25 protein-coding genes and 1 pseudogene are annotated in these 22,608 nt (G+C 63.8%); 7 read left to right on the forward strand and 19 right to left on the reverse strand.

The genetic code is table 11. The annotated features are described in order from the left end of the window. Positions 1 to 212: 212 nt before the first annotated feature. The 7 genes and pseudogenes from HCC78_RS21350 to HCC78_RS21380 all read right to left on the reverse strand — a co-directional run bounded on the left by HCC78_RS21350 (position 213) and on the right by HCC78_RS21380 (position 7,457). Positions 213 to 1,312 (reverse strand): annotated as a pseudogene (locus tag HCC78_RS21350) (flagellar basal body P-ring protein FlgI). Beyond that, positions 1,309 to 2,313, reverse strand: coding sequence for a hypothetical protein (locus HCC78_RS21355; RefSeq protein WP_172330824.1), 1,005 nt, complete (start codon positions 2,311 to 2,313; stop codon positions 1,309 to 1,311). Before HCC78_RS21355 ends, HCC78_RS21350 begins: the two are co-directional and overlap by 4 nt. A gap of 2 nt (positions 2,314 to 2,315) precedes the next feature. Then, positions 2,316 to 3,770 carry a flagellar hook-associated protein FlgK gene (gene flgK, locus HCC78_RS21360; RefSeq protein WP_172330825.1) on the reverse strand — a complete coding sequence of 485 codons (1,455 nt, stop codon included), beginning with the start codon at positions 3,768 to 3,770 and terminating at the stop codon, positions 2,316 to 2,318. A gap of 30 nt (positions 3,771 to 3,800) precedes the next feature. Further along, positions 3,801 to 5,120 carry a flagellar hook protein FlgE gene (locus HCC78_RS21365; RefSeq protein ID WP_172330826.1) on the reverse strand — a complete coding sequence of 440 codons (1,320 nt, stop codon included), beginning with the start codon at positions 5,118 to 5,120 and terminating at the stop codon, positions 3,801 to 3,803. Between the two features lie 98 nt (positions 5,121 to 5,218). Further along, a complete protein-coding gene (locus HCC78_RS21370) occupies positions 5,219 to 6,076 on the reverse strand; it encodes a flagellar motor protein MotB (RefSeq protein WP_172330827.1) in 858 nt (285 codons plus the stop codon). Positions 6,077 to 6,242: 166 nt separating this feature from the next. Beyond that, complete coding sequence (locus HCC78_RS21375; RefSeq protein WP_172330828.1) at positions 6,243 to 6,491, reverse strand: hypothetical protein; 249 nt, start codon at positions 6,489 to 6,491, stop codon at positions 6,243 to 6,245. A gap of 114 nt (positions 6,492 to 6,605) precedes the next feature. Then, the gene (locus HCC78_RS21380) at positions 6,606 to 7,457 is read right to left on the reverse strand and encodes a hypothetical protein (RefSeq protein WP_172330829.1); all 852 of its coding nucleotides are present in this window, start codon (positions 7,455 to 7,457) and stop codon (positions 6,606 to 6,608) included. Positions 7,458 to 7,750: 293 nt separating this feature from the next. Here HCC78_RS21380 and rfbC point away from each other — a divergent pair, with 293 nt between their 5' ends. The 6 genes from rfbC to HCC78_RS21410 all read left to right on the forward strand — a co-directional run bounded on the left by rfbC (position 7,751) and on the right by HCC78_RS21410 (position 12,514). Then, positions 7,751 to 8,314, forward strand: a complete 564-nt coding sequence (gene rfbC / locus HCC78_RS21385) for a dTDP-4-dehydrorhamnose 3,5-epimerase (RefSeq protein ID WP_172330830.1) — start codon at positions 7,751 to 7,753, stop codon at positions 8,312 to 8,314. Between the two features lie 4 nt (positions 8,315 to 8,318). Then, a complete protein-coding gene (gene rfbB, locus HCC78_RS21390) occupies positions 8,319 to 9,368 on the forward strand; it encodes a dTDP-glucose 4,6-dehydratase (protein ID WP_172330831.1) in 1,050 nt (349 codons plus the stop codon). Positions 9,369 to 9,377: 9 nt separating this feature from the next. Then, on the forward strand, positions 9,378 to 10,241 hold the full coding sequence (gene rfbD, locus HCC78_RS21395) for a dTDP-4-dehydrorhamnose reductase (protein ID WP_172330832.1): 864 nt from the start codon (positions 9,378 to 9,380) through the stop codon (positions 10,239 to 10,241). A 5-nt stretch (positions 10,242 to 10,246) separates the two neighbouring features. After that, positions 10,247 to 11,068, forward strand: coding sequence for a sulfotransferase family 2 domain-containing protein (locus HCC78_RS21400; protein WP_172330833.1), 822 nt, complete (start codon positions 10,247 to 10,249; stop codon positions 11,066 to 11,068). Between the two features lie 10 nt (positions 11,069 to 11,078). Beyond that, positions 11,079 to 11,954: a glucose-1-phosphate thymidylyltransferase RfbA gene (gene rfbA / locus HCC78_RS21405; RefSeq protein WP_172330834.1), complete on the forward strand. Its 876-nt coding sequence runs from the start codon at positions 11,079 to 11,081 to the stop codon at positions 11,952 to 11,954. A gap of 167 nt (positions 11,955 to 12,121) precedes the next feature. Beyond that, positions 12,122 to 12,514, forward strand: a complete 393-nt coding sequence (locus HCC78_RS21410; protein ID WP_172330835.1) for an META domain-containing protein — start codon at positions 12,122 to 12,124, stop codon at positions 12,512 to 12,514. Here HCC78_RS21410 and recO read toward each other — a convergent pair. From recO to rpoZ, 12 genes are all read right to left on the reverse strand, one after another. After that, positions 12,487 to 13,236, reverse strand: coding sequence for a DNA repair protein RecO (gene recO / locus HCC78_RS21415; protein WP_172330836.1), 750 nt, complete (start codon positions 13,234 to 13,236; stop codon positions 12,487 to 12,489). The genes HCC78_RS21410 and recO overlap by 28 nt on opposite strands. Before the next feature lie 40 nt (positions 13,237 to 13,276). Next, positions 13,277 to 13,894, reverse strand: coding sequence for an FMN-binding negative transcriptional regulator (locus HCC78_RS21420; RefSeq protein WP_172330837.1), 618 nt, complete (start codon positions 13,892 to 13,894; stop codon positions 13,277 to 13,279). A 9-nt stretch (positions 13,895 to 13,903) separates the two neighbouring features. Continuing rightward, entirely contained in the window at positions 13,904 to 14,233 is a 330-nt protein-coding gene (locus HCC78_RS21425) for a DUF1491 family protein (protein ID WP_172330838.1), read from the reverse strand. Beyond that, on the reverse strand, positions 14,230 to 15,141 hold the full coding sequence (era, locus tag HCC78_RS21430; protein ID WP_172330839.1) for a GTPase Era: 912 nt from the start codon (positions 15,139 to 15,141) through the stop codon (positions 14,230 to 14,232). Before era ends, HCC78_RS21425 begins: the two co-directional genes overlap by 4 nt. Then, complete coding sequence (gene rnc, locus HCC78_RS21435; protein WP_371743884.1) at positions 15,138 to 15,797, reverse strand: ribonuclease III; 660 nt, start codon at positions 15,795 to 15,797, stop codon at positions 15,138 to 15,140. Before rnc ends, era begins: the two co-directional genes overlap by 4 nt. Before the next feature lie 26 nt (positions 15,798 to 15,823). After that, positions 15,824 to 16,615 (reverse strand): signal peptidase I, encoded by a 792-nt coding sequence (gene lepB, locus HCC78_RS21440; RefSeq protein ID WP_172330841.1) that lies wholly within the window; start codon positions 16,613 to 16,615, stop codon positions 15,824 to 15,826. An 11-nt stretch (positions 16,616 to 16,626) separates the two neighbouring features. Further along, positions 16,627 to 17,085, reverse strand: a complete 459-nt coding sequence (acpS, locus tag HCC78_RS21445) for a holo-ACP synthase (protein WP_172330842.1) — start codon at positions 17,083 to 17,085, stop codon at positions 16,627 to 16,629. Further along, positions 17,082 to 17,510 carry an ABZJ_00895 family protein gene (locus HCC78_RS21450; RefSeq protein ID WP_172330843.1) on the reverse strand — a complete coding sequence of 143 codons (429 nt, stop codon included), beginning with the start codon at positions 17,508 to 17,510 and terminating at the stop codon, positions 17,082 to 17,084. The genes acpS and HCC78_RS21450 overlap by 4 nt, the downstream gene beginning before the upstream one ends. Before the next feature lie 14 nt (positions 17,511 to 17,524). Then, positions 17,525 to 18,271, reverse strand: a complete 747-nt coding sequence (locus HCC78_RS21455) for a pyridoxine 5'-phosphate synthase (RefSeq protein WP_172330844.1) — start codon at positions 18,269 to 18,271, stop codon at positions 17,525 to 17,527. A gap of 99 nt (positions 18,272 to 18,370) precedes the next feature. Then, entirely contained in the window at positions 18,371 to 19,006 is a 636-nt protein-coding gene (locus tag HCC78_RS21460; protein ID WP_371743878.1) for a DUF2062 domain-containing protein, read from the reverse strand. A gap of 109 nt (positions 19,007 to 19,115) precedes the next feature. Further along, positions 19,116 to 21,215, reverse strand: coding sequence for a bifunctional (p)ppGpp synthetase/guanosine-3',5'-bis(diphosphate) 3'-pyrophosphohydrolase (locus HCC78_RS21465; protein ID WP_371743879.1), 2,100 nt, complete (start codon positions 21,213 to 21,215; stop codon positions 19,116 to 19,118). A 64-nt stretch (positions 21,216 to 21,279) separates the two neighbouring features. Next, complete coding sequence (gene rpoZ / locus HCC78_RS21470) at positions 21,280 to 21,633, reverse strand: DNA-directed RNA polymerase subunit omega (RefSeq protein WP_172330845.1); 354 nt, start codon at positions 21,631 to 21,633, stop codon at positions 21,280 to 21,282. Positions 21,634 to 22,005: 372 nt separating this feature from the next. On the opposite strand from rpoZ, the gene HCC78_RS21475 reads away from it, so the two are divergent. Further along, positions 22,006 to 22,584 (forward strand): NYN domain-containing protein, encoded by a 579-nt coding sequence (locus HCC78_RS21475; RefSeq protein ID WP_172330846.1) that lies wholly within the window; start codon positions 22,006 to 22,008, stop codon positions 22,582 to 22,584. Positions 22,585 to 22,608: the final 24 nt, after the last annotated feature.

Genomic DNA, 22,608 nt, shown 5'->3' on the forward strand with positions numbered 1-22,608 from the left:
CCCCGGCCGGCAGGCCGCCGAAATCCACATCCGTGTCATTCGCGGCTGCGCTCGGACCGATGGCGCTTGCCGCTCATTCATGAACCGCTTCAACGCCCTCGGCACCGCCGAGATCGAGCGCGTGGCCTGACCTCCGCTGGGAAAGGGGCATCACGTCCCGACGCAGACTTCTGCAACAATGCCGATCCTAGATCGTGGTCATTTGTTGTCACTCATCTTACAATAAACTCCGCGTGAAGTGCACCTGCAGCCTTAATTGTCTTTAGTATATCAATCATATCTCGTGGGCTGACACCTAATGAGTTCAAACCAGATACTATCTCCGATAGGCTTGTTCCACCGCTTACTTCTGCCAATCCAGTTCCTGCGTCTTCTTGAATGCCAACGTTTGTCCGAGGAACGACTACACTTTGTCCTTCTGAAAAAGGGTTTGGCTGAACGACCAATGGTTCCTCTTGCACACGTAAAGTTAGATTTCCTTGCGCAACCGCGACACGCGATATTCTTACACTTTCTCCAATAACGATCGTCCCAGATCTCTGATCCACCACTACCCTAGCTTTTTGCTCCGGAAACACTTTCAAGTTTTCAATAGCTGCGACAGCTTGTACCGGATCCTGCCTATTCACCGCAGCGATAGAAAATGAGACGGTTCCAGAATCCATTGCATTTGCCACACGAGAACCAAAAAATCCGTTAATCGCCCTCTCGATTGAAACCGCCGTCGTAAAATCGGGGTCACGCAAAGCCAACCTCAAACTAGACAAAGATGCAAAATCGAAATCTACTTCACGTTCAACACGAGCTCCAGACGGAATAACCCCCGCGGTTGGCACACCCTGAACCACTTCAGCGGCATCGCCCTTCACACCTATACCACCAGCAATCACGGCACCTTGTGCAACTGCGTATATTTCTCCATCGGCGGCAGTCAAAGGTGTCATGATCAACGTCCCTCCCAATAAACCGCTGGCATCTCCAATCGCCGAAACGGTAACATCTATTTCCCCCCCACACGCGAAAATGGCGGCAAAGTAGCCGTGACGAACACTGCAGCTACGTTTTTGGGACGGAATTGTTCTCCGGATACATTCACTCCTAACCTCTCAAGAATGTTGGACATAATTTCTTCGGTAAACGGTGCATTCCTGATTCCATCACCTGTCCCATTCAGGCCAACAACAAGTCCGTAACCAATTAGATCATTTCCTCGAACACCGTCGAACTCGACCAAGTCTTTCAAACGCACCTCTGCGGAGTTTACCGATGTCGCTTGAAATGCCAAAGCCAGCAAGAGGATCAAAACCCTCATAGGAACTTCACAAGCGAAAGTTGTGAAACCCTGGAAGTAATCGTAAAAATTGCTTCCAATTTATTTTGCGCTTCAGACAGTCCCATGACAGTTTCGGACACATCTTTGCCCAACAGTTCCTTGCGATAGCCAAGAAGAGCATATCTCTGCGCCGAATTCTCCACCAATAGTTCTTCGACTCTAGTCTGATTGCCACCTAATTCGGCATGACGCGACACCAAGGCACGATCCAAATTGATCATCTCCTGGCCAACCTCTGCCATGAGGTTTGACTTTTCCTGTTCAATTAACGCAGGCATACCGTCGGCAAGAACGGCTGATATCGCGTGCAGTTTCAAAAGATTTCGCACTTCCGGATCATACCCAGTAAGTGTCGGCCGGACAATCTCCTCTCTCGACACCTTGAATCCATCCAAAGCCTCTGGAGAGCCGTGATAAGCTACTGAGTCGTAGTTTCCGCCAATGCCAAACCAAGCATCGGCCACCGACCAAACATCCGAGGCCGTCGAAGCTGTGGTCAGCGCGGCTTCGAAATTTGCCAGAATTTCATTTGGGGCAGCAAATGCAGAAGACTGCGTCGAAATACCTGAAAATACACTTCTTCCGGCGACCTGAGTATTCAATGCCGATACTATCAAATCAAACGAATTCCCGCTTTCCGCGAGAACTGCAGCCCGCCTATTTTGATCGGAACTCTCCGCTGCATCAACTAGAGCCACACCAGTACCCGCAATTTTGGATCTCGCCTTTCCAAAAGCCAATTCCTGAGCGTTCAGGAACGTCGAAGCAGAGTTGATTACAGACAGGTAACTCTCGCCAACCTTCAAATCATGTTCGATTGCGGAGATCTCGGAGAAGTTCCCCGAAACATGAGACGAAAGGTCTGAAACTTCCCCTGTAGAGAGTTCTTTCAGTTTGTCGTTCATGTCATGTTGAACGGATCCCACTTGATTTCTGAGAAGGAAGAACTGTGCAAGATCTCCCAAAGAAACTGAATTCATGATCAGATCCTCATTAGCCAGTCGAGCATTGAATCAACGACATCCACCACTCTGGCATTTGCCGCATAGGACTGTTCTATGATCAGAAGCCTCTGCATCTCCGAATCGGTATCTACTCCCCCCGATAGTTCGATCTGTTTCAAGGTATCAAACTTGCTCTGAGCAAAGACGAGCGAAGTTTCAGCTTGTTCGACATTGCCGCCGACATGTGATTCCAAATCGGATGCCAAGGTAGCTGCCGTGCGCGATGAAATACTGAATGCCGTCGAGCTTGGACTCGTGTACTCCGCCAATGTATCCGACAAGCGCAAGAGGAGCGCCGAACTTCCTTCGGGACCAGGGGACGTGGCGCCCAGACCATCCCGGAGCCGCCACGCTGCTCCGCCGCTGTCTAAGTCAATAAGAGAATTGATTTCAATTCTTTGCGATAATCCGAGTTCGTCAAGTGGATCGAAGCGGCTGCCGCCGTCCGTCAGTAGGCCCGGATCGGCAGCTGATAGCGTGAGATCGACCGTTGGCTCCTGGAAACGCTCGACCAGATCGCGCGCGAAGCCATCAAGCTTGGCCTGCATTTCGACGGAACTCTCGTCCCGCACTTCGAACAGCGCCTGCAGCGACCCGCCAGCGATCGAGCTTCCCGTCCCTGACGTGTCTATGACCCTGCCATTTACCGTGAGCGGCGACAAGGTTCCCCCTGCCAAGGACATGTGCGGAGTCATGACCGCATTCGGATCGAACTCGACCGTGGCCGCCTTTCCGTCCAGAAGCAATTCTCCGCCTTGAGTCATGAGAGCAATGGCACCGTTCGATCGGGGCAATTCCGTAACCGGAATGATTTTGCTGACTTGATCCACGAGCGATTGCCTCTGGTCCAGCATTGCCGAAACGTCGTGGTTCAGCACAAGATGGCGCTGGATCGAAGAGTTCACTTCCTTCAACTGCTGCAAGGCATCGTTCAGACTGTCGACCTGAACCGCAATCTCGTTGTCGGTGCGCAACCGTTCGGCCTGAACCATGTCGCCCAAGCCATTGAGATGCCTTGCCACGCTCGCTAGGCTATTCTTGACTGCCAGAAGCTGCGGCTCGCTTTCGGGCGCCCGTGTCGCCTCTGCCAGAGCAGCTTCCAGCTTGGCGATGCGGTCGGTGAGGGACCCCGCTTCGTTCGGAAGCCCCATTTCCAGCTGCATCCGGCGGAAGAAGCTCTCCCCGGTCGACGAATAGGCAACTTCGGACTCTGCCTCCCGCCGGTCGGAAATGAGCACGGGATCGACAAGCCGCGCTACGCCGAGAACCCGGACGCCGCCACCATCCCCGCCTGCGCGGGGAGCCAGGACAGCTTCCCGGACTCCATACCCCTCGGTCATCGCGTTCGCGACATTGGAAGCCGCGACTTCGGCAAGACGGGAGCTCGCCGTCAATCCCGAAAGGGCGTTCGATAATGCACCTGCAATACTCATGGTCTAGCGGCTCCCTTTCCTGCTGACGGGTCAGCGCTTGATATTCGTCGTTTCCTGCAACATCTCGTCCACCGTCTGGATGACCTTGGCGTTCGAGGTGTAGGCGCGCTGGGTCTGGATCAGGTCCGTCAGTTCCTTGGCGACATCCGTCGATGATTGTTCGCGCGCGTAGCCGACGATTTCTCCGGTCGGTCCGTCGGCGGCATCCCACAGGTAGTACGACCCGCTTTCCTTGGTGACCTGGTAGGTTTCATAGTCCTGGGCTTCGAGACCGTTCCTGTTGGAGACAGCGACCAGCGGAATCTGGTACAGAGTCCGTGACGTTCCCGTGTCGTAGCGGCCATAGACGAACCCGTTCTCGTCGACCTCGATCAGGATCATCGTTCCCGTCCCCGATCCGTTCTTCGAGATGTTCGTCGGGCGGAAAGAACTGCCGAACTGGGTCAGCCCGCCGGTCGTGTCGAGTTCGCCGATGGAAATGCTGATCGGGCCGCTTGCCACGTTCACTTCCACCGTTCCCGTCGCCGGGTCGTAGGCGCCGCCGGTCACGGATGTCACGGAAGCGAGGGACCCTCCAGCGGTCTGGTTGTCGTTGAACGTCACCACGTACTCGCCGATCACCGTCGAGGACGGGATAGTGGCGGAGTCGGTCAGGACCAGGGTCCATTCATTCGAGGCGATGCCGCCGGATGACGGCGACGGCCTGAATTCGATCGTGATCTCCTCGGTCGTGCCGAGATTGTCGTAGTATTCGACGTTCAGGTGCTCGTAGTCGGACGCCGGATCGATGACGGCCTCTTCCGTGGCGGTGGCCGGGAGATTGAGACCAAGCTTGATCTCGGTGGTCGGTTCGCTGCTGATGGCGCTCAGATTGACCTGGATCGGTTCGAGAGAGGCAATCGAATCCCGCGAGAAGGACGGAATCGAGCCATCCGGATTGGCCGGAACCCCGAGCAGCACGAGACCGTTCTCGGTTTTCAGGAACCCTTCCGCGTCGGTGCGGAACGACCCGGTCGTCGTGAGGAGCATTGAAAGGTCGCCGTTGTCTACTGTAACCTCGGGCTTCGTCGTCACCGGCAGGAAACCATTTCCCCGCACCGCGAGATCAGTGGAGTTGTTGGTCCCGATCAGCGATCCCGCCTGGTCGATCATGCGCTGCGTCGACGCCCGGACGCCGCCGGCCGAATAGGAGGATCCGTTCGACGAAGTCACCAGGGAATGGAAGTCCGACTCGACGCGCTTGTAACCGTAGGTGTTGGAATTCGCGATATTGTCGGAAATCGTCGCGAGCTTGGTTGCGTTTGCGTTAAGCCCCATGACTCCCGCATTCAGGGAGGAGGAAATCGTCATCGACTGCGCCTTTCTGCTTCAGCAAGATCCGTCTCCCGGAACCTATCAAAGTCGTGCTTAATGGGCGGCTAACGACTAAAATTCATCGGAGAATGAGTTCAAACTCCGGCGCGCAGGAAAGTGATTTCGATCCGGTTGTTGCGGATGGACATCGGGTTCTGCACCGCCGGCTTGCGGTCGGCAAAGCCGATCACCTTCTGGATCCGGCGCGGCGGAAAGCCGGCACGTTCGACGATCTGCCGCGCGACCTGCGCGCGTTCCGTCGAAATGTCCCAGACAGGATTGTTGGCCACCACCAGCGGCCGGGACGCCAGATGCGCCGAAATCGAAATGTCGTTGGCAACCAGCCTGGCACTGTCGGCAATGTACCGGATCGCGGTCCGCAGATTGTCCGTGGGCTCGTTGGTTCCCGGGTAGAATAGCTGGACCTCGGGCGTCTCGAAGATCTCGAAGACCAGCCCTTCCTCGCTGAGGCGCGACACGACGTGGCGCATCTTGCGCAATTCGGCCATGCTTTCGCCGCCGCGCGCCTGGAGCTGCTCCAGCAGGTTCTCGGCCTGCTGGATGCGGGCATCGGGTGCCCGTTCGGTAACTCTTTCACGCGGGGTCTCTACACCGAGGGCACCGCTCGCCTGATTCTCGGCGCTCGGCCGCTCCAGCGTGGCCCCTGTCCCGGTCTGCGGCAGCTCCTCCTCGGAGAACACGCTGTCGCCCCAGAACTGCCCGTCGCCGCCGCCGGACACCTTGCTGACCGGAATCGTGGGAGAGAAATAATCCGCCAGCCCCTTGCGCTGCTTCTCCGTGGTCGCATTGAGCAGCCACATCAGCAGGAAGAACGCCATCATCGCCGTGACGAAATCCGCATAGGCCACCTTCCAGGCACCGCCATGATGGCCATGCCCGCCGACGACCTTCTTCTTCTTGACGATGATCGGTGCGAGATTTTCTGTCGACATGCAACGGTACCTGACGCTTGCGCCTGGATGCCTGCCTAGCAGCGAGCAATAAACACAGGTTTAACCAACCCAGGACCGCACCTGCCCACCGTACCCCTGCCGACAAAGGAAAAGGCCGGACCCGTTTCCGGATCCGGCCCTGAATTCAACCGCTCAGGCGGTGAGATCAGTCGCCCGAGGTGGTGGTGCTGGACGACGAACCGCCCGAACCACCGATGCCGATCAGAACGGCGGTGACGGCGACGGCAGCAGTGGCGATACCGGCTTTTGCTTCGCCGCTCAGCGGCGCGGTCGGGTTCTGCGTCACAGCCACGGATGCCGCGGCACCGTTGGCGGCTTCGGCCTGAGCGACGCAAGGTGCAGCGAGGGCAAGTGCGCAGAGGGCAACCCAAAACTTCGACATGACGAACTCCAATGAAAAGGTCCTGTTTGAAAACAAACTAACACAAAAGTAAGATGAGTAAACGATAGCTTGCCCCGGACGGCGGCCAGATCGGCGTTTTCCGGCGCGCGTGTTGCCGCAGGGTCCTCATGCGAGGCCGCACAGCGCTCCCAGCCGGTCGAGCCTGTTCGGTCTGCCCAAGTTTTGACGTCTCTGTTCCATGATTTCCGCAAAGGCGAGACGATCTTCCTCCGGAAGCCGCGCCCCGACGCCCTCGAGGCTTGATTCGTCCAGCGCAGCGCGCTCGGCGAGATCGAGCTTGACCAGGGGGACCCCGAGTTCCAGCAGCGCCGCGGGCGCCCGGTGGGTCATGTTTCCAGCCACGCACCAATCGGCCGCCTGTCCGGACTGCACCGCGGAACCAGTTGCCAGCTCGGGCCGCTCTGCCACCGTCCGGCGCACCACGTCGAGGTCGGCGATCGTCTCGCGGCTGAACCCCGTGCGTTGCATGCGCCGCGACAGGGCGATCTCTCCGAGAAGAACCGTCGCGGGACGGAAATCGCTGGGCAGATAGCGGTCCCAGAACCGGCGGAAGCTCGGATGCCGGACGCAGCTGCCAGAGAAGGACAGGCAGAAGGACGTCTGGTGCGGCAGCACCTCGGCACTCTCGGTGGCACTGCAGATGTCGGCAGGGCTGTCCAACAGGCGGCGGACGAAGGGATCGAGGCCGGAAGAGACACAGAACACGCTGTCATTGAGCAGGATAAGACGGTCGAGCTCCGGCGCGATCTTCCGCACCAGGCGGATGCCGCAGCGGTAGCTTCCGAAGTCGCGGCCGAAATTGCGCCGTTCCACATAGCAATCCACCGGAAGCCGGACACCGGCGGAATCCAGCGCGCCTGCATTCACCGCAACCACATAGACGCCCTGGCGCCGCAGCGCCAGCATCAGGGCCAGCGTGTCGGGACGTGCGCGGCCGCTCTGGTAGAGCGCGACCATCGCGACGGGACCGCCGGGATAGGGGTCCTGCCATAGCGGGACGGCATCCTGCCCGGCGCCCCGCAGCCGACGCCAGAGATCGCGCAGCAGGAAGGCCGGCAAGAGTAACAGCCGCATGACCCAACGACGCACTTCGGAACCTCATATCCAGTTAACGGATTGTTAACACGGACAGGTCAATTGATCCAGTTCCACTGCGCCGCAGGCTCCGGATCGCATGCGTCCATTTTCCCGTGGGCTGGCCCGAGAGTTATCTGCTACCGCTGTTGCTAACTTTCTGATGAGGAACCGTCGTGCAGTTAGAAGAGACCGGCCTTCCGGGAGTCTTGCATCTCGTGCCGAAGCGCTTCGGCGACAGCCGGGGATTCTTTTCCGAGGTCTACAACAGGCAGGCCTGGGCAAAGATCGGGATCACCGTGGAGTTCGTCCAGGACAACCATTCCCTGTCGCGCGATGTCGGGGTCGTCCGGGGACTGCATTTCCAGGCCCCGCCGCATGCCCAGGACAAGCTGGTGCGCGTCGGCGCCGGGCGCGTGCTCGATGTGGCGGTCGACATCCGCAAGGGCAGCCCGCATTTCGGCAGGTGGGTCGCGGTCGAACTCTCGGCTGAAAAGGGCAACCAGCTCTTCATTCCCAAGGGCTTCCTGCACGGATTCGCCACGCTCGAGCCGAATTCCGAGCTGCTCTACAAATGTTCCGATGTCTATGCCCCGGAATGCGACGGAGCGGTCCGCTTCGACGATCCCGATATCGGGATCGACTGGGGCTTCGACACATCTGCGGCGGTCCTCTCGGACAAGGACGCCAAGGCACCATTCCTGAAGGACTTCGACAGTCCGTTTGCGTACGAGGGTTGATCTCATGAAACTTCTGGTAACCGGCGGGGCCGGCTTCATCGGATCCGCAGTTGTCCGCCTTGCCGTCTCCCGCGGCCACTCGGTCGTCAATGTCGACGCGCTGACCTATGCAGCCTGCCTGGACAACGTCGCCTCGGTGGCGGACAGCCCGCTCTATGCCTTCGAACAGGCCGATATCTGCGACGGCGCAGCGCTGAAGCGCATCTTCGACACCCACAAGCCCGACGCAGTGATGCATCTGGCCGCAGAATCCCATGTCGACCGCTCGATCGACGGCCCGCGCGCCTTCATCGAGACCAACATCATGGGCACCTACGAGATGCTGCAGGCCGCCCGCGCCTACTGGACGGAGCAGGGCAAGCCGGAAAGCTTCCGCTTCCACCATATCTCGACCGACGAGGTCTTCGGTTCGCTGCCGAACGACCCGAGCGTCAAGTTCACCGAGGAAACCCCCTACGATCCGCGCTCGCCCTATTCCTCGTCGAAGGCCTCGTCCGACCATCTTGTCCGCGCCTGGCACGAGACCTACGGGCTGCCGGTCGTGCTGACCAACTGCTCCAACAATTACGGTCCCTTCCACTTCCCCGAGAAGCTGGTGCCGGTGATCATCCTCAACGCGCTGGCCGGAAAGCCGCTGCCGATCTACGGAGACGGGTCGAACGTGCGCGACTGGCTCTTCGTCGAGGACCATGCCGACGCGCTGCTGCTGGTCGTCGAGAAGGGCGAGCTCGGCCGCTCCTACAATATCGGCGGCGAAAACGAGAAGACCAACCTGGAGCTGGTCAGGACGCTCTGCGCGATCCTCGACCAGAAGCGGCCGAAGGCCTCCGGCAGCTACTCCGACCAGATCACCTTTGTCACCGACCGCCCGGGCCATGACGCGCGCTACGCGATCGACCCGACCCGGATCCGCAACGAGCTGAACTGGCGCCCCTCCGTGACCGTCGAGGAAGGCCTGGAGAAGACGGTGCAGTGGTATCTCGACAACGAGACCTGGTGGCGTGCCCTGCAGGACCGCCACGGCGTCGGCGAACGCCTCGGCAAGGCCAGCTGAGGACAAGACATGAAATTCCTCGTTTTCGGCCGGAACGGCCAGCTTGCGACGGAGATCCAGCGCCGTGCCGGTGCACATGAGCTGGATGTCCGCGGCAGCGGCGACGCCGATTTCTCGGACCCCGGGGCCTGCGCCGCGATCGTCGCCGCAACGGATGCCGACGCGGTGATCAACGCCTCTGCCTATACGGCGGTCGACAAGGCCGAAAGCGACGAGGACGCCGCCTACCTGGTCAATGCCGCCACCCCGGCCAGGCTGGCGGAGGCCGCGGCGGCGAAGGGCATCCCCTTCGTGCATGTCTCCACCGACTACGTGTTCGACGGCTCGGGCGACCAGCCCTTCGCGCCGGACCATCCGACCGCACCGCTCGGCGCCTATGGCCGGACCAAGCTGGCTGGCGAGGATGGCATCCGCGCGGCGGGCGGCACCCATGCCATCTTCCGCACCTCCTGGGTGGTCTCCTCGCACGGCAACAACTTCGTCAAGACGATGCTGCGGCTCGGCGCCGAGCGCGACCGGCTGACCATCGTGGCCGACCAGATCGGCGGTCCGACCCCAGCTGCCGCGCTGGCCGACATCTGCCTTGCGGCTGCCGAACAGCTGGCCGCCGATCCGTCGAAATCGGGCACCTACCACGTCTCCGGCGGTCCGGATGTCAGCTGGGCCGATTTCGCCCGCGAGATCTTCGCCCAGGCCGGGATCACCTGCGAGGTGGCGGACATTCCCAGCTCCGACTACCCGACCCCGGCCAAGCGTCCGCTGAATTCGCGCATGGACAACAGCGCGACCGAGGCCGCCTTCGGCCTGGCCCGCCCCGACTGGAAGGCCGGGCTCGCCGGCATCCTCGAAGACCTCGCCGCGGAACAAGCGTGACACCCATGTCCCGGAGCCTGAGATATGCCGCCGGGACATTCCGTCCGATCGCCGAGAACCTGACGCACGGCTTCGCCGCGGATCACGCGCTGGAATTCTACGCCGCGCGCTCGATCTACAGCTTCATCCCGAAGAACGCCTGCTCCACCTTGCGCTTCGCGCTGGCGCGGGCCAACGGCGCGATCTCCTCGCCGGTGGAAATCGACTGGATCCACCACAACAACTACACGTTCCGGGCGGACCAGCGGTCGCTGCAGCAGGCGGAATTCACCTTCGTCGTGCTGCGCTGCCCGTTCCGGCGGCTGGTCTCGGTCTTCCTCGACAAGATCGTCAACCGCTACCACAACTTCTGGTTCGCCTTCCCCCAGGAGGACGGCCCGATCATCCCCGGCAGCGTCACCTTCCGGACATTCCTCGAGCGCCTCGCCCGCAACAAGCTGAGCGCGGACATCCACTGGCGTCCGCAGGTCGATTTCCTCGTCTACGAGGAGTACGACCGCTGGATCCCGCTGGAGCGCTTCCCCGACTACCTGCCCGAGCTGTCCGAACGGCTGGGAACGGAGATCCTCGACACGCGCGCGCTGCTGCGCCACGACACCAGCCGCTTCTCCCCCGCTCCGGACGGCCGCTATGCCGACATCCCGATCCGCGAGATCGAGGCGATGCAGGCCAAGGGCATCGCCCCCAGAGCGGAACAGCTCTTCGACGAGGCCCTCGCCGGACTCGCCGCCCATATCTACCACGCCGACCTGACCCTCTATGTCGAGAAGTTCGGGGCGGACGCCATCCTCTTCCCACGGTTCGCAGGAACCGGCAAAGACCAGTAGGAGTTCATCCGTGACGCAGCGCAAAGGCATCATTCTCGCCGGGGGATCCGGCACGAGGCTCTACCCGATCACCCGCGGGGTGTCGAAGCAGCTCCTGCCGATCTACGACAAGCCGATGATCTACTTCCCGATTTCCGTGCTGATGCTGGCCGGCATCCGGGAAATCGCGATGATCACGACGCCGCAGGACCAGGAGCAGTTCAAGCGCACGCTCGGCGACGGCAGCCAGTGGGGCATCAAGCTGGAATACATCGTCCAGCCCTCGCCCGACGGGCTGGCCCAGGCCTACATCCTGGCCGAGGACTTCCTCGACGGCGCGCCCTCGGCCATGTGCCTCGGCGACAACATCTTCTTCGGCCACGGCCTGCCGAAGCTGCTGGCCTCGGCCGGATCGAAGGATGTCGGCGGCACCGTCTTCGGCTACCGCGTGGCCGATCCCGAGCGCTACGGCGTGGTGAAGTTCGACGGCGACGGCAAGGCGGAGCAGATCATCGAGAAGCCCGAAGTGCCGCCGTCCAACTACGCGGTGACCGGGCTCTACTTCCTCGACGGCAGCGCGCCTGCACGCGCCCGCCAGGTGGAGCCGTCGCCGCGCGGCGAACTGGAAATCACCACCCTGCTGGAGATGTACCTGCACGAGGGCACGCTCTCGGTGGAGACCATGGGCCGCGGCTATGCCTGGCTCGACACCGGAACGCATGGCTCCCTGCTCGACGCGGGCAACTTCGTGCGCACCCTGACCGTGCGCCAGGGCCAGCAGGTCGGCTGCCTCGAGGAAATCGCCTTCGAGCAGGGCTGGATCACCCCCGACCAGCTGCGCGAGGCAGGCGCCACCTACAAGAAGAACGACTACGGCAAGTACCTGCTCGCCCTCGCCGGCAACTGACTGCCGCTGTCCGGCGCCTTCGCTGCGGGGCGCCGGACAGCATGGCCCCGCCGGGGATGCGGCAAGGACCCGCCTGCCGCACCGCACGCCCCGCGCCTCCCCTTGCCGCCCGCCGGGCCGCACCCCATCTTTCCGGCGGGGCGCCTACCGCCCGGGAGACGAGACACATGAAGCACCTGATCTGCCTGGCCGCCCTGGCAGCCGCACCGATGGCAATGGCCCAGACCGCCCCCGAAACCGAAACCGAGTTCCGCCTGGCAGAGATGGACGGCGCGCCCTACGAGGGCAGCGCGACGCTGATCTTCCCCGAAGACGGGCGGGTCGCCGGCAAGGGACCGTGCAACAACTTCATGGGCCGCGCCGAATGGGGCGAGGACGGCGCCGTCAGCTTCGGGCCGCTGGCCTCCACCATGATGGCCTGCCCCGATCTCGACGCCGAGAAGGAACTGCTGAAGGCGCTCGGCGCCGTCAGCAAGATCGAGATGCAGGAGGACGGCTTCCTGCTCACGACGGATGACGGCGCGACTCTGCTCTACCTGGCCTCCGCCCCCGCGGAGTGATCGCCCCGCTTCAGCAGGTCGACCAGCCGCGCCCGCGAGGCCGGGAAGGGCTGGCCGCTCCATTGCGGCGGGACGTGCTTCTTCAGGAAATGCCCGGTGGTGGACAGCGCCAGCGCGATCTCGCCGTCCGGCGCATTGCCCTGCCCTTTCAGGCAGTCCGGCAGCGGCAGCAGCCGGTCCGCCCATTCCCCCGCCGCCTGGCGGCTGACCGCGCGGCCGGTCCGGGGGGAAACGAAGCAGAGCTCCTCGTTGGTGCCCCGCACCGCGCAGCGGTCGAGCTCCAGCCTGTAGCCGAGCGCCTCCAGCAGCGCGAGTTCCCAGCGCAGATAGGCCAGCGTCCAGGCCGGTGTCAGCGGCATCACGTCGAGCAATTCGGCGGTACGCTCGTAAATGCCGGGCAAGGCCAGCCGCTCGGGCAGCGCATAGGCCAGCAGCCCGGTCACCGCCGACAGCCCCGCCAGCGTGCGGCGGTCATTCATCAGCAGCGCGGCGCGGTCGCGCTCCAGCTCGACGGTGAAGGCGCCCATGTGATCCTGCAGGCGCGCGCGCCAGCTCAGGGCCAGAAGGTTGCCCGGCTGCAGGACAGGCGACATCCGGCGGCTCTGCCCGCCGCGCAGGATGCCGGCATGGCGTCCGTGCTCCGGGGTCAGCACCTCCAGGATCGCCGCATGCTCCCCATGCGGACGGCACGCTATGAGGATGCCCTGTCCCTGCCATTCCATCCCTGCAAGATAGGCGCGCGAAGGCCCGTGCGAAAGGCGCTCAGCGCTTCGCCGCCATGATCTCCGCCAGCAGCCCGCCGCCCCGCGCCGCCAGGCCGTCCGCGGCGCCCTGCCGGTCCGCCTCGTTGCGGTTCTGGCTCAGCTTCGACTTGGCGAGCAGCCGCGTCACCTCGATCCGGAAGGCCACGATATTGGCCAGCATCCCGTCGATATACTCGGAGGGCGCATCCGCCATCTTCCAGGCGGCATCGCCGTTGGCGCGGCGCTCGTGCATCCGCGTCAGCAGCGCGACCGCCTGCCGCTTGGCCTGCACGCCATGGGAAAAGGAAATTTTTCCATGGACATGGACCACCTGGTAATTCCATGTCGGCACCACGCGGTGATGCTCCGCCTTGCCGGGATAGTCATTCGCCGAGACATAGCCGTCGGCGCCGCGGAAGATGGCCAGAACCTCCTGCTCCTGCCCGATCGCGCGGTGCATGTCATTGGCCAGCGCGCAATGGCCGATCAGCGCGCCGTCCGGCGCGGCCAGAAGCGGCAGATGGTTGGCCGCCAGCCCTTCCGCCGTCTGCGCCACGACGCAGGCCAGCGGCGCGCCTTCCATCACCGCGGCAATCGCGGCAGGATCGCGTTCCTCGAAATGCTCCGGAATGTACATGTCAGCCCCTCAGGCCAGCGAGGGATCGTCGAGCAGGGAGCGGCTCTCGCGGCTTTCCAGCTCGATCACCCAGAGATCGCGGTCGCGCGCCGTCTCGCGGCGGATGCGCTCGTCGATCTCGAATTCGGACTCGTCCATGGTGCGCACCCACTGCCGGACATCCGCCATCAGGTCGTATTGCCGTTCCCAGAGCTCCGCCGTGCCGTCGAGCCGCGCCACCTTGACCCAGACCGCCCCGGCGGTCGCGTCGCCCTTCTGGACGACGTAGGCGGGGATGTTCTCCAGCCCCAGCCTTGTCATGTAGGCCCCGACCCAGATGCCGGTGGCGAGGCGGCTCACAGGTCGCCGTCGCGGAAGTCGAGCCCCATCTCGCCGTAGCGCTCGGCCTCTTCCAGCCAGTTCGGACGCACCTTGACCTGGCAGAAGAGGTGGACCCGGCGTTCCAGGAATTCCTCCAGCTCCAGCCGCGCGGCCTGGCTGATCGCCTTGATCGTCTCGCCGCCCTTGCCCAGGATGATCCCCTTGTGGCCGTCGCGGGCGACATAGATGATCTGGTCGATGCGGGTGGAGCCGTCGGGACGGTCCTCCCAGGCTTCGGTCTCCACGGTCAGCTGGTAGGGAAGCTCCTGGTGCAGGCGCAGCGTCAGCTTCTCGCGGGTGATCTCGGCCGCGATCATGCGCATCGGCAGGTCGGCGATCTGGTCCTCGGGATAGAGCCAGGGACCTTTCGGCACTTCCTCGGCCAGCCACTGGCGCAGGTCGTCGACGCCATAGCCCTTCTCGGCCGAGATCATGAATGTCTTGGCGAACTTGAAGCGGCTGTTGAGGTCCTCGGTCAGCGCCAACAGCGTCTTGGCCTCGACCCGGTCGATCTTGTTGATCGCCAGCGCGACCGGCTGCGCGGTGCCGCGCTCGGCCAGCGACTCGATGATCCGTTCGACGCCCGCGGTAATGCCGCGATGCGCCTCGACCAGCAGGACGATCAGGTCGGCATCCGCCGCCCCGCCCCAGGCCGCGGCGACCATCGCGCGGTCGAGCCTGCGGCGCGGCCGGAACAGGCCGGGCGTGTCGACGAAGACGATCTGGCTGTCGCCTTCCATCGCGACGCCGCGGATGCGGGCGCGCGTGGTCTGCACCTTGTGGGTGACGATCGAGACTTTCGCCCCGACCATCCGGTTGAGAAGCGTGGACTTCCCGGCATTCGGCTCGCCGATCAGGGCGACGAACCCGGCCTTGGTGGCAGTCATGATTTCGATCCTTTCAGCCGGGACAGCAGGTCGCGCGCCGCGGCCTGCTCGGCCTGGCGCTTCGATCCGGCCGTGGCAGTGGCGGTTTCGCCGGAATCGAGCCGGACGCAGATCCGGAATTGCGGCGCATGGTCGGGCCCTTCGCGGCCGGTGATCTCGTAATGCGGCGGGGTCTGGCCGCGGGCCTGGGCCCATTCCTGCAGCGCGGTCTTGGGATCGCGGGCATCGGCCTTGACGCTGCCGATCCGGCCGCCCCAGAGCCGCAGCACCAGCTCGTGCGCGGCGCGGAAGCCGGCATCGAGATACACCGCGGCAATCACCGCCTCCAGCGCATCGGCCAGCAGCGCCTCCTTGCGGCGTCCGCCGGACAGCATCTCGGACCGTCCGAGCCGGAGCACCTTGCCCAGCTCGATCTCGCGGGCGACGTCGGCGCAGGTCTCCTTGCGCACCAGCGCGTTGAAGCGCGGCGCCAGAACGCCCTCGGCAGCCTTGTCGTCCGCCCCGAGCAGCGCTTCGGCCATGACGAGCCCCAGCACCCGGTCGCCCAGGAATTCCAGCCGCTCGTTGTTCGGCTGGATCTGGGACGAGACTGAGGCATGGGTCAGCGCCTCCTTCAGCAGCGCGGCGTTCGAGAACTGGTGTCCAAGCCGCGCCATGAAGGCCTTGATATCCGGGGACTGGGTCAATCGAGCGCCTTGAAGAAGCGGTCCTTGCGCCAGGTCCAGAAGAAGAAGATGGACCGGCCCGCGGAGGAGAACATCACCCGGTCGGCGCGGCCGATCAGGTTTTCGAACGGAACGAAGCCGACGCCATGGGCAGTCTGCGGCACACGGCTGTCGTTGGAGTTGTCGCGGTTGTCGCCCATGAAGAAGAAATGGCCCTCCGGCACGGTGTAGACGCCGGTATTGTCCAGCGGCGTGGTGCGCGTGTCCAGAATGGAATGGCTGCGGCCGCCGGGCAGGGTCTCGATCAGGCGGGTCTTCTCGCAATCGGCGCCGAGCCCGACCATGCCGTTGGAGCAGATCGGAACGCCGCCCATCGGGCCCTGCGGCTCGAACTTCTCGATGAAGAAGCCGCCCGGCTCGGTCTTGACCTCTTCGCCGTTGATCCAAAGGCGGCCTTCCTTCATCTGGATCTTGTCGCCCGGCAGGCCGATCAGCCGCTTGATGAAGTCCTGGCCGGTCACCGGATGGCGGAAGACGACGATGTCGCCGCGCTTGGGCTCGTGCGCCAGGATGCGGCCGTCGATGAAGGAGCACATCGAGGCGAAGGGGCAGGAATACTGCGAGTAGCCGTAGGCCATCTTGTTGACGAAAAGGAAATCGCCGATCAGCAGCGTGTCCTTCATCGATCCCGAGGGAATCCAGAAGGGCTGGAAGAACAAGGTGCGGAACACGCCCGCGATCAGAAGGGCATAGACGATCGTCTTGACGGTCTCGACGAGCCCGCTCTCTTTACCTGCCTTCGCGGCCATGCACTGTCCTTTCAGTCCTGATGCGGCGTTTCTTGGGGGGAGGCCGGGGCGGAGTCAAGCGCGCCCAGGCCTGTCAAGGGGCGGGCCTCGATCACCACGAAGGCCTGGGCCCAGGGATGGTCGTCGGTCAGCGTGACATGGACCACCGCTTCGTGTCCCGGCGGCGTCATCGCCGCCAGCCGGTCGGCGGCCCAGCCGGTCAGCTCCATCACCGGCTGGCCGGTCGAGATGTTCCGCACGGCCATGTCCTTCCAGGAGATGCCCATGGCCAGCCCGGTGCCGAGCGCCTTGGAGCAGGCCTCCTTGGCGGCCCATCGCTTGGCGTAGGTGCCCGCGACATCGGCGCGGCGTTCCGCCTTGGCGCGCTCGGTCTCGGTGAAGACCCGAGTCTTGAACCGGTCGCCGAAGCGCTCCAGCGTGCCGGAGATGCGTTCGATATTCGCCAGGTCGGTGCCGATGCCGAGGATCATTGCCGCTCGGCCGCGACGCGGCGCGCGACCGCGCCGAACAGCAGGTAGCCGACGATCAGCAGCGTCGCGGCATAGATCGCCACCGTCGCCAGGATCGACATCCACAGCCCCGGCGGCAGCGCCGCCAGATCGCCGCCGGCCACCACGACGCCGAAGAGCCCGAGCATCAGGAAGGTCGCCGTCCCCCAGAGCGCCATCGACAGTGCAGTGCGGCGCAACAGCGCCTCGGAGGGCGCGGCGCGGTTGCGGCGGCCGCAGAGATTGCCCTCGATGCCCACGGCGCCGACGATGGCCAGGATCCCCGCCACGGATTGCGGCAGGCCGAAGCCCGCCACCGCGTGCAGGGTGCCGTTGGCGATCGCGACCACGATGGTCAGGCCGATCAGGGCAAGCGTGAAGCGGAGGGGCTGGAAGCTGTAGCTCATCTCTGCGTCCCGGCTCAGCCCCGAGCCCCGTCCATCAGGCGGCGCATCTCGCGGATCGCGCCTTCGAGGCCGAGGAAGATCGCCTCGCCGATCAGGAAATGGCCGATATTCAGCTCGCGCATCTCCGGGAAGGCGGCGACCGGCGCGACCGTGTCATAGGTCAGCCCGTGCCCGGCATGGACCTCGAGCCCCAGCGAATGGGCATGGGCCGACATCTCGCGAAGCCGCGCGAGCTCCGCGTCGCGTTCGCCGAAGCGGCCCTCGGCATGGGCATCGCAGTAGCCGCCGGTATGCAGCTCGACCACCGCCGCGCCGATCCGGGCCGATGCCTCGATCTGCGCGCGGTCGGCGGCGATGAACATCGACACGCGCGATCCGGCTTCGCGCAGCGGCGCGATGTAGTCTGCCAGCCGCGCCTCGTCCCCCGCCACGTCGAGCCCGCCCTCGGTCGTGCGCTCCTCGCGCCGTTCGGGCACGACGCAGACCGCATGGGGCCGGATGCGCAGCGCGATGGCCTGCATCTCGGCAGTCGCGGCCATCTCGAAATTCAGCGGCACGGACAGTTCCGCGGCCAGCCGCTCGATGTCTCCGTCGCGGATATGGCGCCGGTCCTCGCGCAGATGGGCGGTGATGCCGTCGGCCCCGGCCGCCTCGGCCAGCTTTGCCGCGCGCACCGGATCGGGAACCGCGCCGCCGCGGGCATTGCGGACCGTTGCCACGTGATCGATGTTCACCCCGAGGCGCAGACGCTCTGTGGCCATGACGGATTCCCCTTGCTTGTGCCGCCTTGCGGGTAGCCCGGGACACGGGGCGGAGGCAAGCGCGAAGGCCCTGCTGAAGCGACAGCTTCACGCAAGGTGTTACTTCACCATCGCGCCGGAGCGGATTTTCAGCCGCGCCTGCAGCTTCTGCTGCAGCAGCCGCGAGCGGCGCCGCTGGTAGGCATCGATCAGCGGATGCGCCAGCGCATAGGCCGCCACCGAAACGACCAGCCCGTTGATCGCCCCGCCCAGCAGGTAGGGCAGGAAGATCTCGCGGTTGAACTCGGCGAGGTTCTCCCAGTGCGACTCGGTGCCGTTGAACAGGGACATCATGTTCCACCACAGTTCGCCGCTGGCGCGCTTGAAGGCCAGCATCAGCGCGTGGAAATGGACCAGCGTCTCGCGGCCTAGGATCACGTTTCCGGTGAACATGCTCGAGGCCGCGATGAACGGGAAGGTGACCGGGTTGCCGATGAAGGTGGAGAAGATCGCCGCCACGACATTGCCGCGCAGCATCCAGGCGAAGAACCCGGCCAGGAAGAAATGCAGGCCGAACATCGGCGAAAAGCTGGTGAAAATTCCGGCCGCGATGCCGCGGGCGATGCGGTGCGGCGGATCCGGCAGGCGCTTCAGCCTGTAATACATGTAGTTGAACGCGCGGCCCCAGCCGCCCGGCGGATAGATCGCCTCTAGGAGGACCCGCCCCGTTCCGCGTTTTTCCCGGCGCTTGAACACCAACTCTCACCCCAAGCCTCGTCCGCCGAAGCGGACCGCCACCAGCCGTGCTCGCCCCAAACTATCGCAGTTCCGCGCCGGAGGCAGAAGCGCAAACATGCAGCGCGTTTCAGGAAATCTCGCCGGATTCCCTGTGCCTCCGAACTTCTGCCACATTGGTATCTGCTTCAAGCGCGGTCATGACGCGGTGGAGATGTTCCACGTTGCTGACCTCGACTTCAAGCATCGCCCGGTAAAAATCCGGTTTCCGGTCGGCGAATTCGACGTTCGAAATGTTGGCCTTCTGCTCGCCGATCAGGGTGCAGACCCGGCCGAGAACCCCGGCATCGTTCGACATGGTGATTTCCAGCACGATGCCGAAGGCGGCCGAATGGCGGCCCGGCTGCCAGTGCAGGTCCACCCAGCGGTCCATCTGGTCCTCGTAATCGGCCAGCCGCGGGCAGTCGATCGCATGGACCAGAACGCCGGTTCCGGGCTGGGTGATGCCGACGATCCGCTCGCCCGGAACGGGCTGGCAGCAGCTGCCGCGTTCCCAGCTCTGGCCCTCGTCGAGGCCCAGAACGGCGCGGCGCATCTCGACCAGCTCGCCCTCGGCCTCGGCCAGTTCCGGATAGACGGCGGTCACGACGTCCCGCGCGGTGATCTCGCCCGAGCCCAGCCGCGAAAGCAGTTCCTCGTGGTCGCTGCCCAGCCCGAGATTCCGGGCCGCGGTCATCAGCGTCTTGTCCGTGGCCTTCTTGTCGATATTGGCGAAGGCGCCGCGCACCAGCTCGCGGCCGAGCTTGATGAAGCGGTCGCGCTGCGCCTCGCGCAGGGCGCGGCGGATCGCGGATTTCGCCTTGCCGGTGACGGCGATGTCGATCCAGGTCGCCTGCGGGCTCTGGCCCTCGGCGGTGATGATTTCGACCGACTGGCCGTTCCTCAGCCGCGTCCAGAGCGGCACGCGCGAGCCGTCGACGCGTGCGCCGACGCAGGCCAGGCCGATGCGGGTATGGATGGCGAAGGCGAAATCCAGCGGTGTCGCGCCCTTCGGCAGCTTGATGACCTCGCCCTTCGGCGTGAAGCAGAACACCTTGTCGGCATACATTTCCAGCTTCACGGTCTCGAAGAATTCGGCGACGTCGGTGCCGGCCTCGAAATACTCGGAGAGCCCGCCGACCCAGGCGGCCGGGTCGACCGAATAGGGGTTCTCCATCGGCTCGCCGTCCTTGTAGGACCAGTGCGCGGCAACGCCCTTCTCGGCGACCTCGTGCATTTCGCGGGTGCGGATCTGCACCTCGACGCGCTTGCCGTCGCGGCCCAGCACGGTGGTGTGCAGGCTGCGGTAGCCGTTCACCTTGGGCTCGGAGATGTAGTCCTTGAACCGCCCCGGCACGGCGCGCCAGCGGCGGTGGATCGCGCCGAGCGCATGGTAGCAGTCCATCCGCGTCTCGGTGATGACGCGGAAGCCGAAAATGTCGGAGAGGCGGTTGAAGGACTCGTCGCTGTCGCGCTGACCCATCTTGCGCCAGATCGAATAGGGACGCTTGGCGCGGCCATAGACCGTCGCCGGGATCCCCTCGCCCGTCATTTCATGGGCGATGTCGTAGCGGATCTTCTCGACCTCGTCCTCGGCGACCCCGCGCAGCCGCGCCATGCGGCGCAGGACCGAGCGGCGGGCGTCCGGGTTCAGGACCTGGAAGGACAGGTCCTCGAGTTCGTCGCGCATCCATTGCATGCCCATCCGGCCCGCCAGCGGGGCGTAGATGTCCATGGTCTCGCGCGCCTTCTTGACCTGCTTCTCGGTCGGCAGCGACTTGATGGTGCGCATGTTGTGGAGCCGGTCGAACAGCTTGACCAGGATGACGCGCATGTCCTTGGACATGGCGACGAAGAGCTTGCGGAAATTCTCCGCCTGCTTGGTCTCGTTCGAGTTCAGCTGGAAATTCGTCAGCTTGGTGACGCCGTCAACCAGATCCGCAATCTCGGCGCCGAAGAGCCGCACGATGTCGTCGCGGGTGGCCATCGTGTCTTCGACCGTGTCGTGCAGCAGCGCCGTGATCAGCGTGGCATCGTCGAGCTTCTGCTCGGCCAGCAGCGCCGAGACGGCGACCGGGTGGACGATGTAGGGTTCGCCCGACCGCCGGAACTGGCCTTCATGCGCGGCCAGCGCGTAATCGTAGGCCGCGCGCAGATGCGCCTCGTCGGCGCGCGGGTTGTAGGACAGCACCCGCGCGATCAGGTCATCCGCCGGCAGAAGCGGCTCGTGCCGCGCCGGGGCCGTGTGGACGGAATTATCGCTCAGACTGGGCTTCCATCAATGCACGGAGAAGTTTCTCGTCGGTCATGTCGTCGTCGTCGGGCTTGTCGTTCTCGACGCCCATCAGCAGCGACATCGCATCGTCCTCGGGCTCGTCCACCTCGATCTGCGTCTGGTGGCTGGCGATCATCCGCTCGCGGAGCTCCTCGGCGCTCTGGGTCTCCTCGGCGATCTCGCGCAGCGAGACGACGGGGTTCTTGTCGTTGTCACGGTCGACCGTCAGCGGCGCGCCGCTGCTGAGCTCCCGCGCCCGGTGGGCCGCAAGCATCACCAGTTCGAACCGGTTCGGCACCTTGTCGACGCAGTCTTCTACAGTGACTCGAGCCATGTGATTCGTCCTCGATCCTTGAATAGGGAAGAATGCGTTATAGGGACGTTCCGTCCGGACCACAAGGCTGCAGGGGATGACCGAAAATTTACCGCGCCGTCACGGGCGCGCCGGACGGCCGCCATCCCTTGCCGGGAGTTCATTAAATCTTAAATCCTCATTGCGACTTATGGCGGGCATAAGCAATTTCCCGCTGGGCAAAAACCTACCTCTGGACTATCATTTTGTGGGCGGGGTATTTTCGGACGGCCCCGAGCAGGCGCGGCGGAACGTCAAATCCGGTTGCGGCAAGCGCTCTTTTCATTAAGTTTGCGCCGTTGGCCTGACGCTACCAGCAATTGGCTCGGGCGACACATTTGGGAAGGGACTTAAATGTTTTACAGAGACGAACGGCTCGCGCTGTTCATAGATGGGTCGAACCTATATGCCGCCGCCAAAGCGCTTGGGTTCGACATCGACTACAAGCTCCTGCGGCAGGAATTCATGCGACGGGGCAAGCTGCTGCGCGCATTCTACTACACGGCCCTGCTGGAAAACGACGAGTATTCGCCGATCCGTCCGCTGGTTGACTGGCTGCATTACAACGGCTTCACCATGGTTACCAAGGCGGCAAAGGAATACATCGACAGCCAGGGACGCCGCAAGGTCAAGGGCAACATGGACATCGAGCTGACCGTCGATGCCCTCGAACTGGCGCCCCATGTCGACCATGTGGTGCTATTTTCCGGAGACGGCGATTTCAAGCCGCTGATCGAGGCACTGCAGCGCAAGGGGAAGCGCGTGTCGGTGGTTTCGACGATCCGGTCGCAGCCGCCGATGATTTCCGACGACCTGCGCCGCCAGGCCGACAACTTCATCGAACTCGACGAGCTCCGCGACGTGATCGGCCGCCCGCCGCGCGAACCGCGCAGCACCGACAGCGACGCTGTCACCGAAAGCTCGGACGCCTGACCACGGCTTGCCGCGGGCTGGTGA

Source organism: Mangrovicoccus sp. HB161399 (assembly GCF_013184745.1).
Lineage (GTDB): Bacteria > Pseudomonadota > Alphaproteobacteria > Rhodobacterales > Rhodobacteraceae > Mangrovicoccus.

Bases quoted from the DNA above. Each gene is read 5' to 3' on its own strand.
- lepB (WP_172330841.1), bottom strand. From the start codon at position 16,615: ATGGCCGCGAAGGCAGGTAAAGAGAGCGGGCTCGTCGAGACCGTCAAG.
- era (WP_172330839.1), bottom strand. From the start codon at position 15,141: ATGACTGCCACCAAGGCCGGGTTCGTCGCCCTGATCGGCGAGCCGAAT.
- HCC78_RS21475 (WP_172330846.1), top strand. From the start codon at position 22,006: ATGTTTTACAGAGACGAACGGCTCGCGCTGTTCATAGATGGGTCGAAC.
- HCC78_RS21365 (WP_172330826.1), bottom strand. From the start codon at position 5,120: ATGACGATTTCCTCCTCCCTGAATGCGGGAGTCATGGGGCTTAACGCA.
- rpoZ (WP_172330845.1), bottom strand. From the start codon at position 21,633: ATGGCTCGAGTCACTGTAGAAGACTGCGTCGACAAGGTGCCGAACCGG.
- HCC78_RS21450 (WP_172330843.1), bottom strand. From the start codon at position 17,510: ATGAGCTACAGCTTCCAGCCCCTCCGCTTCACGCTTGCCCTGATCGGC.
- flgK (WP_172330825.1), bottom strand. From the start codon at position 3,770: ATGAGTATTGCAGGTGCATTATCGAACGCCCTTTCGGGATTGACGGCG.
- HCC78_RS21420 (WP_172330837.1), bottom strand. From the start codon at position 13,894: ATGTACATTCCGGAGCATTTCGAGGAACGCGATCCTGCCGCGATTGCC.
- HCC78_RS21400 (WP_172330833.1), top strand. From the start codon at position 10,247: ATGTCCCGGAGCCTGAGATATGCCGCCGGGACATTCCGTCCGATCGCC.
- HCC78_RS21380 (WP_172330829.1), bottom strand. From the start codon at position 7,457: ATGGTCGCGCTCTACCAGAGCGGCCGCGCACGTCCCGACACGCTGGCC.
- acpS (WP_172330842.1), bottom strand. From the start codon at position 17,085: ATGATCCTCGGCATCGGCACCGACCTGGCGAATATCGAACGCATCTCC.
- HCC78_RS21455 (WP_172330844.1), bottom strand. From the start codon at position 18,271: ATGGCCACAGAGCGTCTGCGCCTCGGGGTGAACATCGATCACGTGGCA.
- rfbB (WP_172330831.1), top strand. From the start codon at position 8,319: ATGAAACTTCTGGTAACCGGCGGGGCCGGCTTCATCGGATCCGCAGTT.
- rfbD (WP_172330832.1), top strand. From the start codon at position 9,378: ATGAAATTCCTCGTTTTCGGCCGGAACGGCCAGCTTGCGACGGAGATC.
- recO (WP_172330836.1), bottom strand. From the start codon at position 13,236: ATGGAATGGCAGGGACAGGGCATCCTCATAGCGTGCCGTCCGCATGGG.
- rnc (WP_371743884.1), bottom strand. From the start codon at position 15,797: ATGGCGCGGCTTGGACACCAGTTCTCGAACGCCGCGCTGCTGAAGGAG.
- HCC78_RS21370 (WP_172330827.1), bottom strand. From the start codon at position 6,076: ATGTCGACAGAAAATCTCGCACCGATCATCGTCAAGAAGAAGAAGGTC.
- HCC78_RS21410 (WP_172330835.1), top strand. From the start codon at position 12,122: ATGAAGCACCTGATCTGCCTGGCCGCCCTGGCAGCCGCACCGATGGCA.
- HCC78_RS21355 (WP_172330824.1), bottom strand. From the start codon at position 2,313: ATGAATTCAGTTTCTTTGGGAGATCTTGCACAGTTCTTCCTTCTCAGA.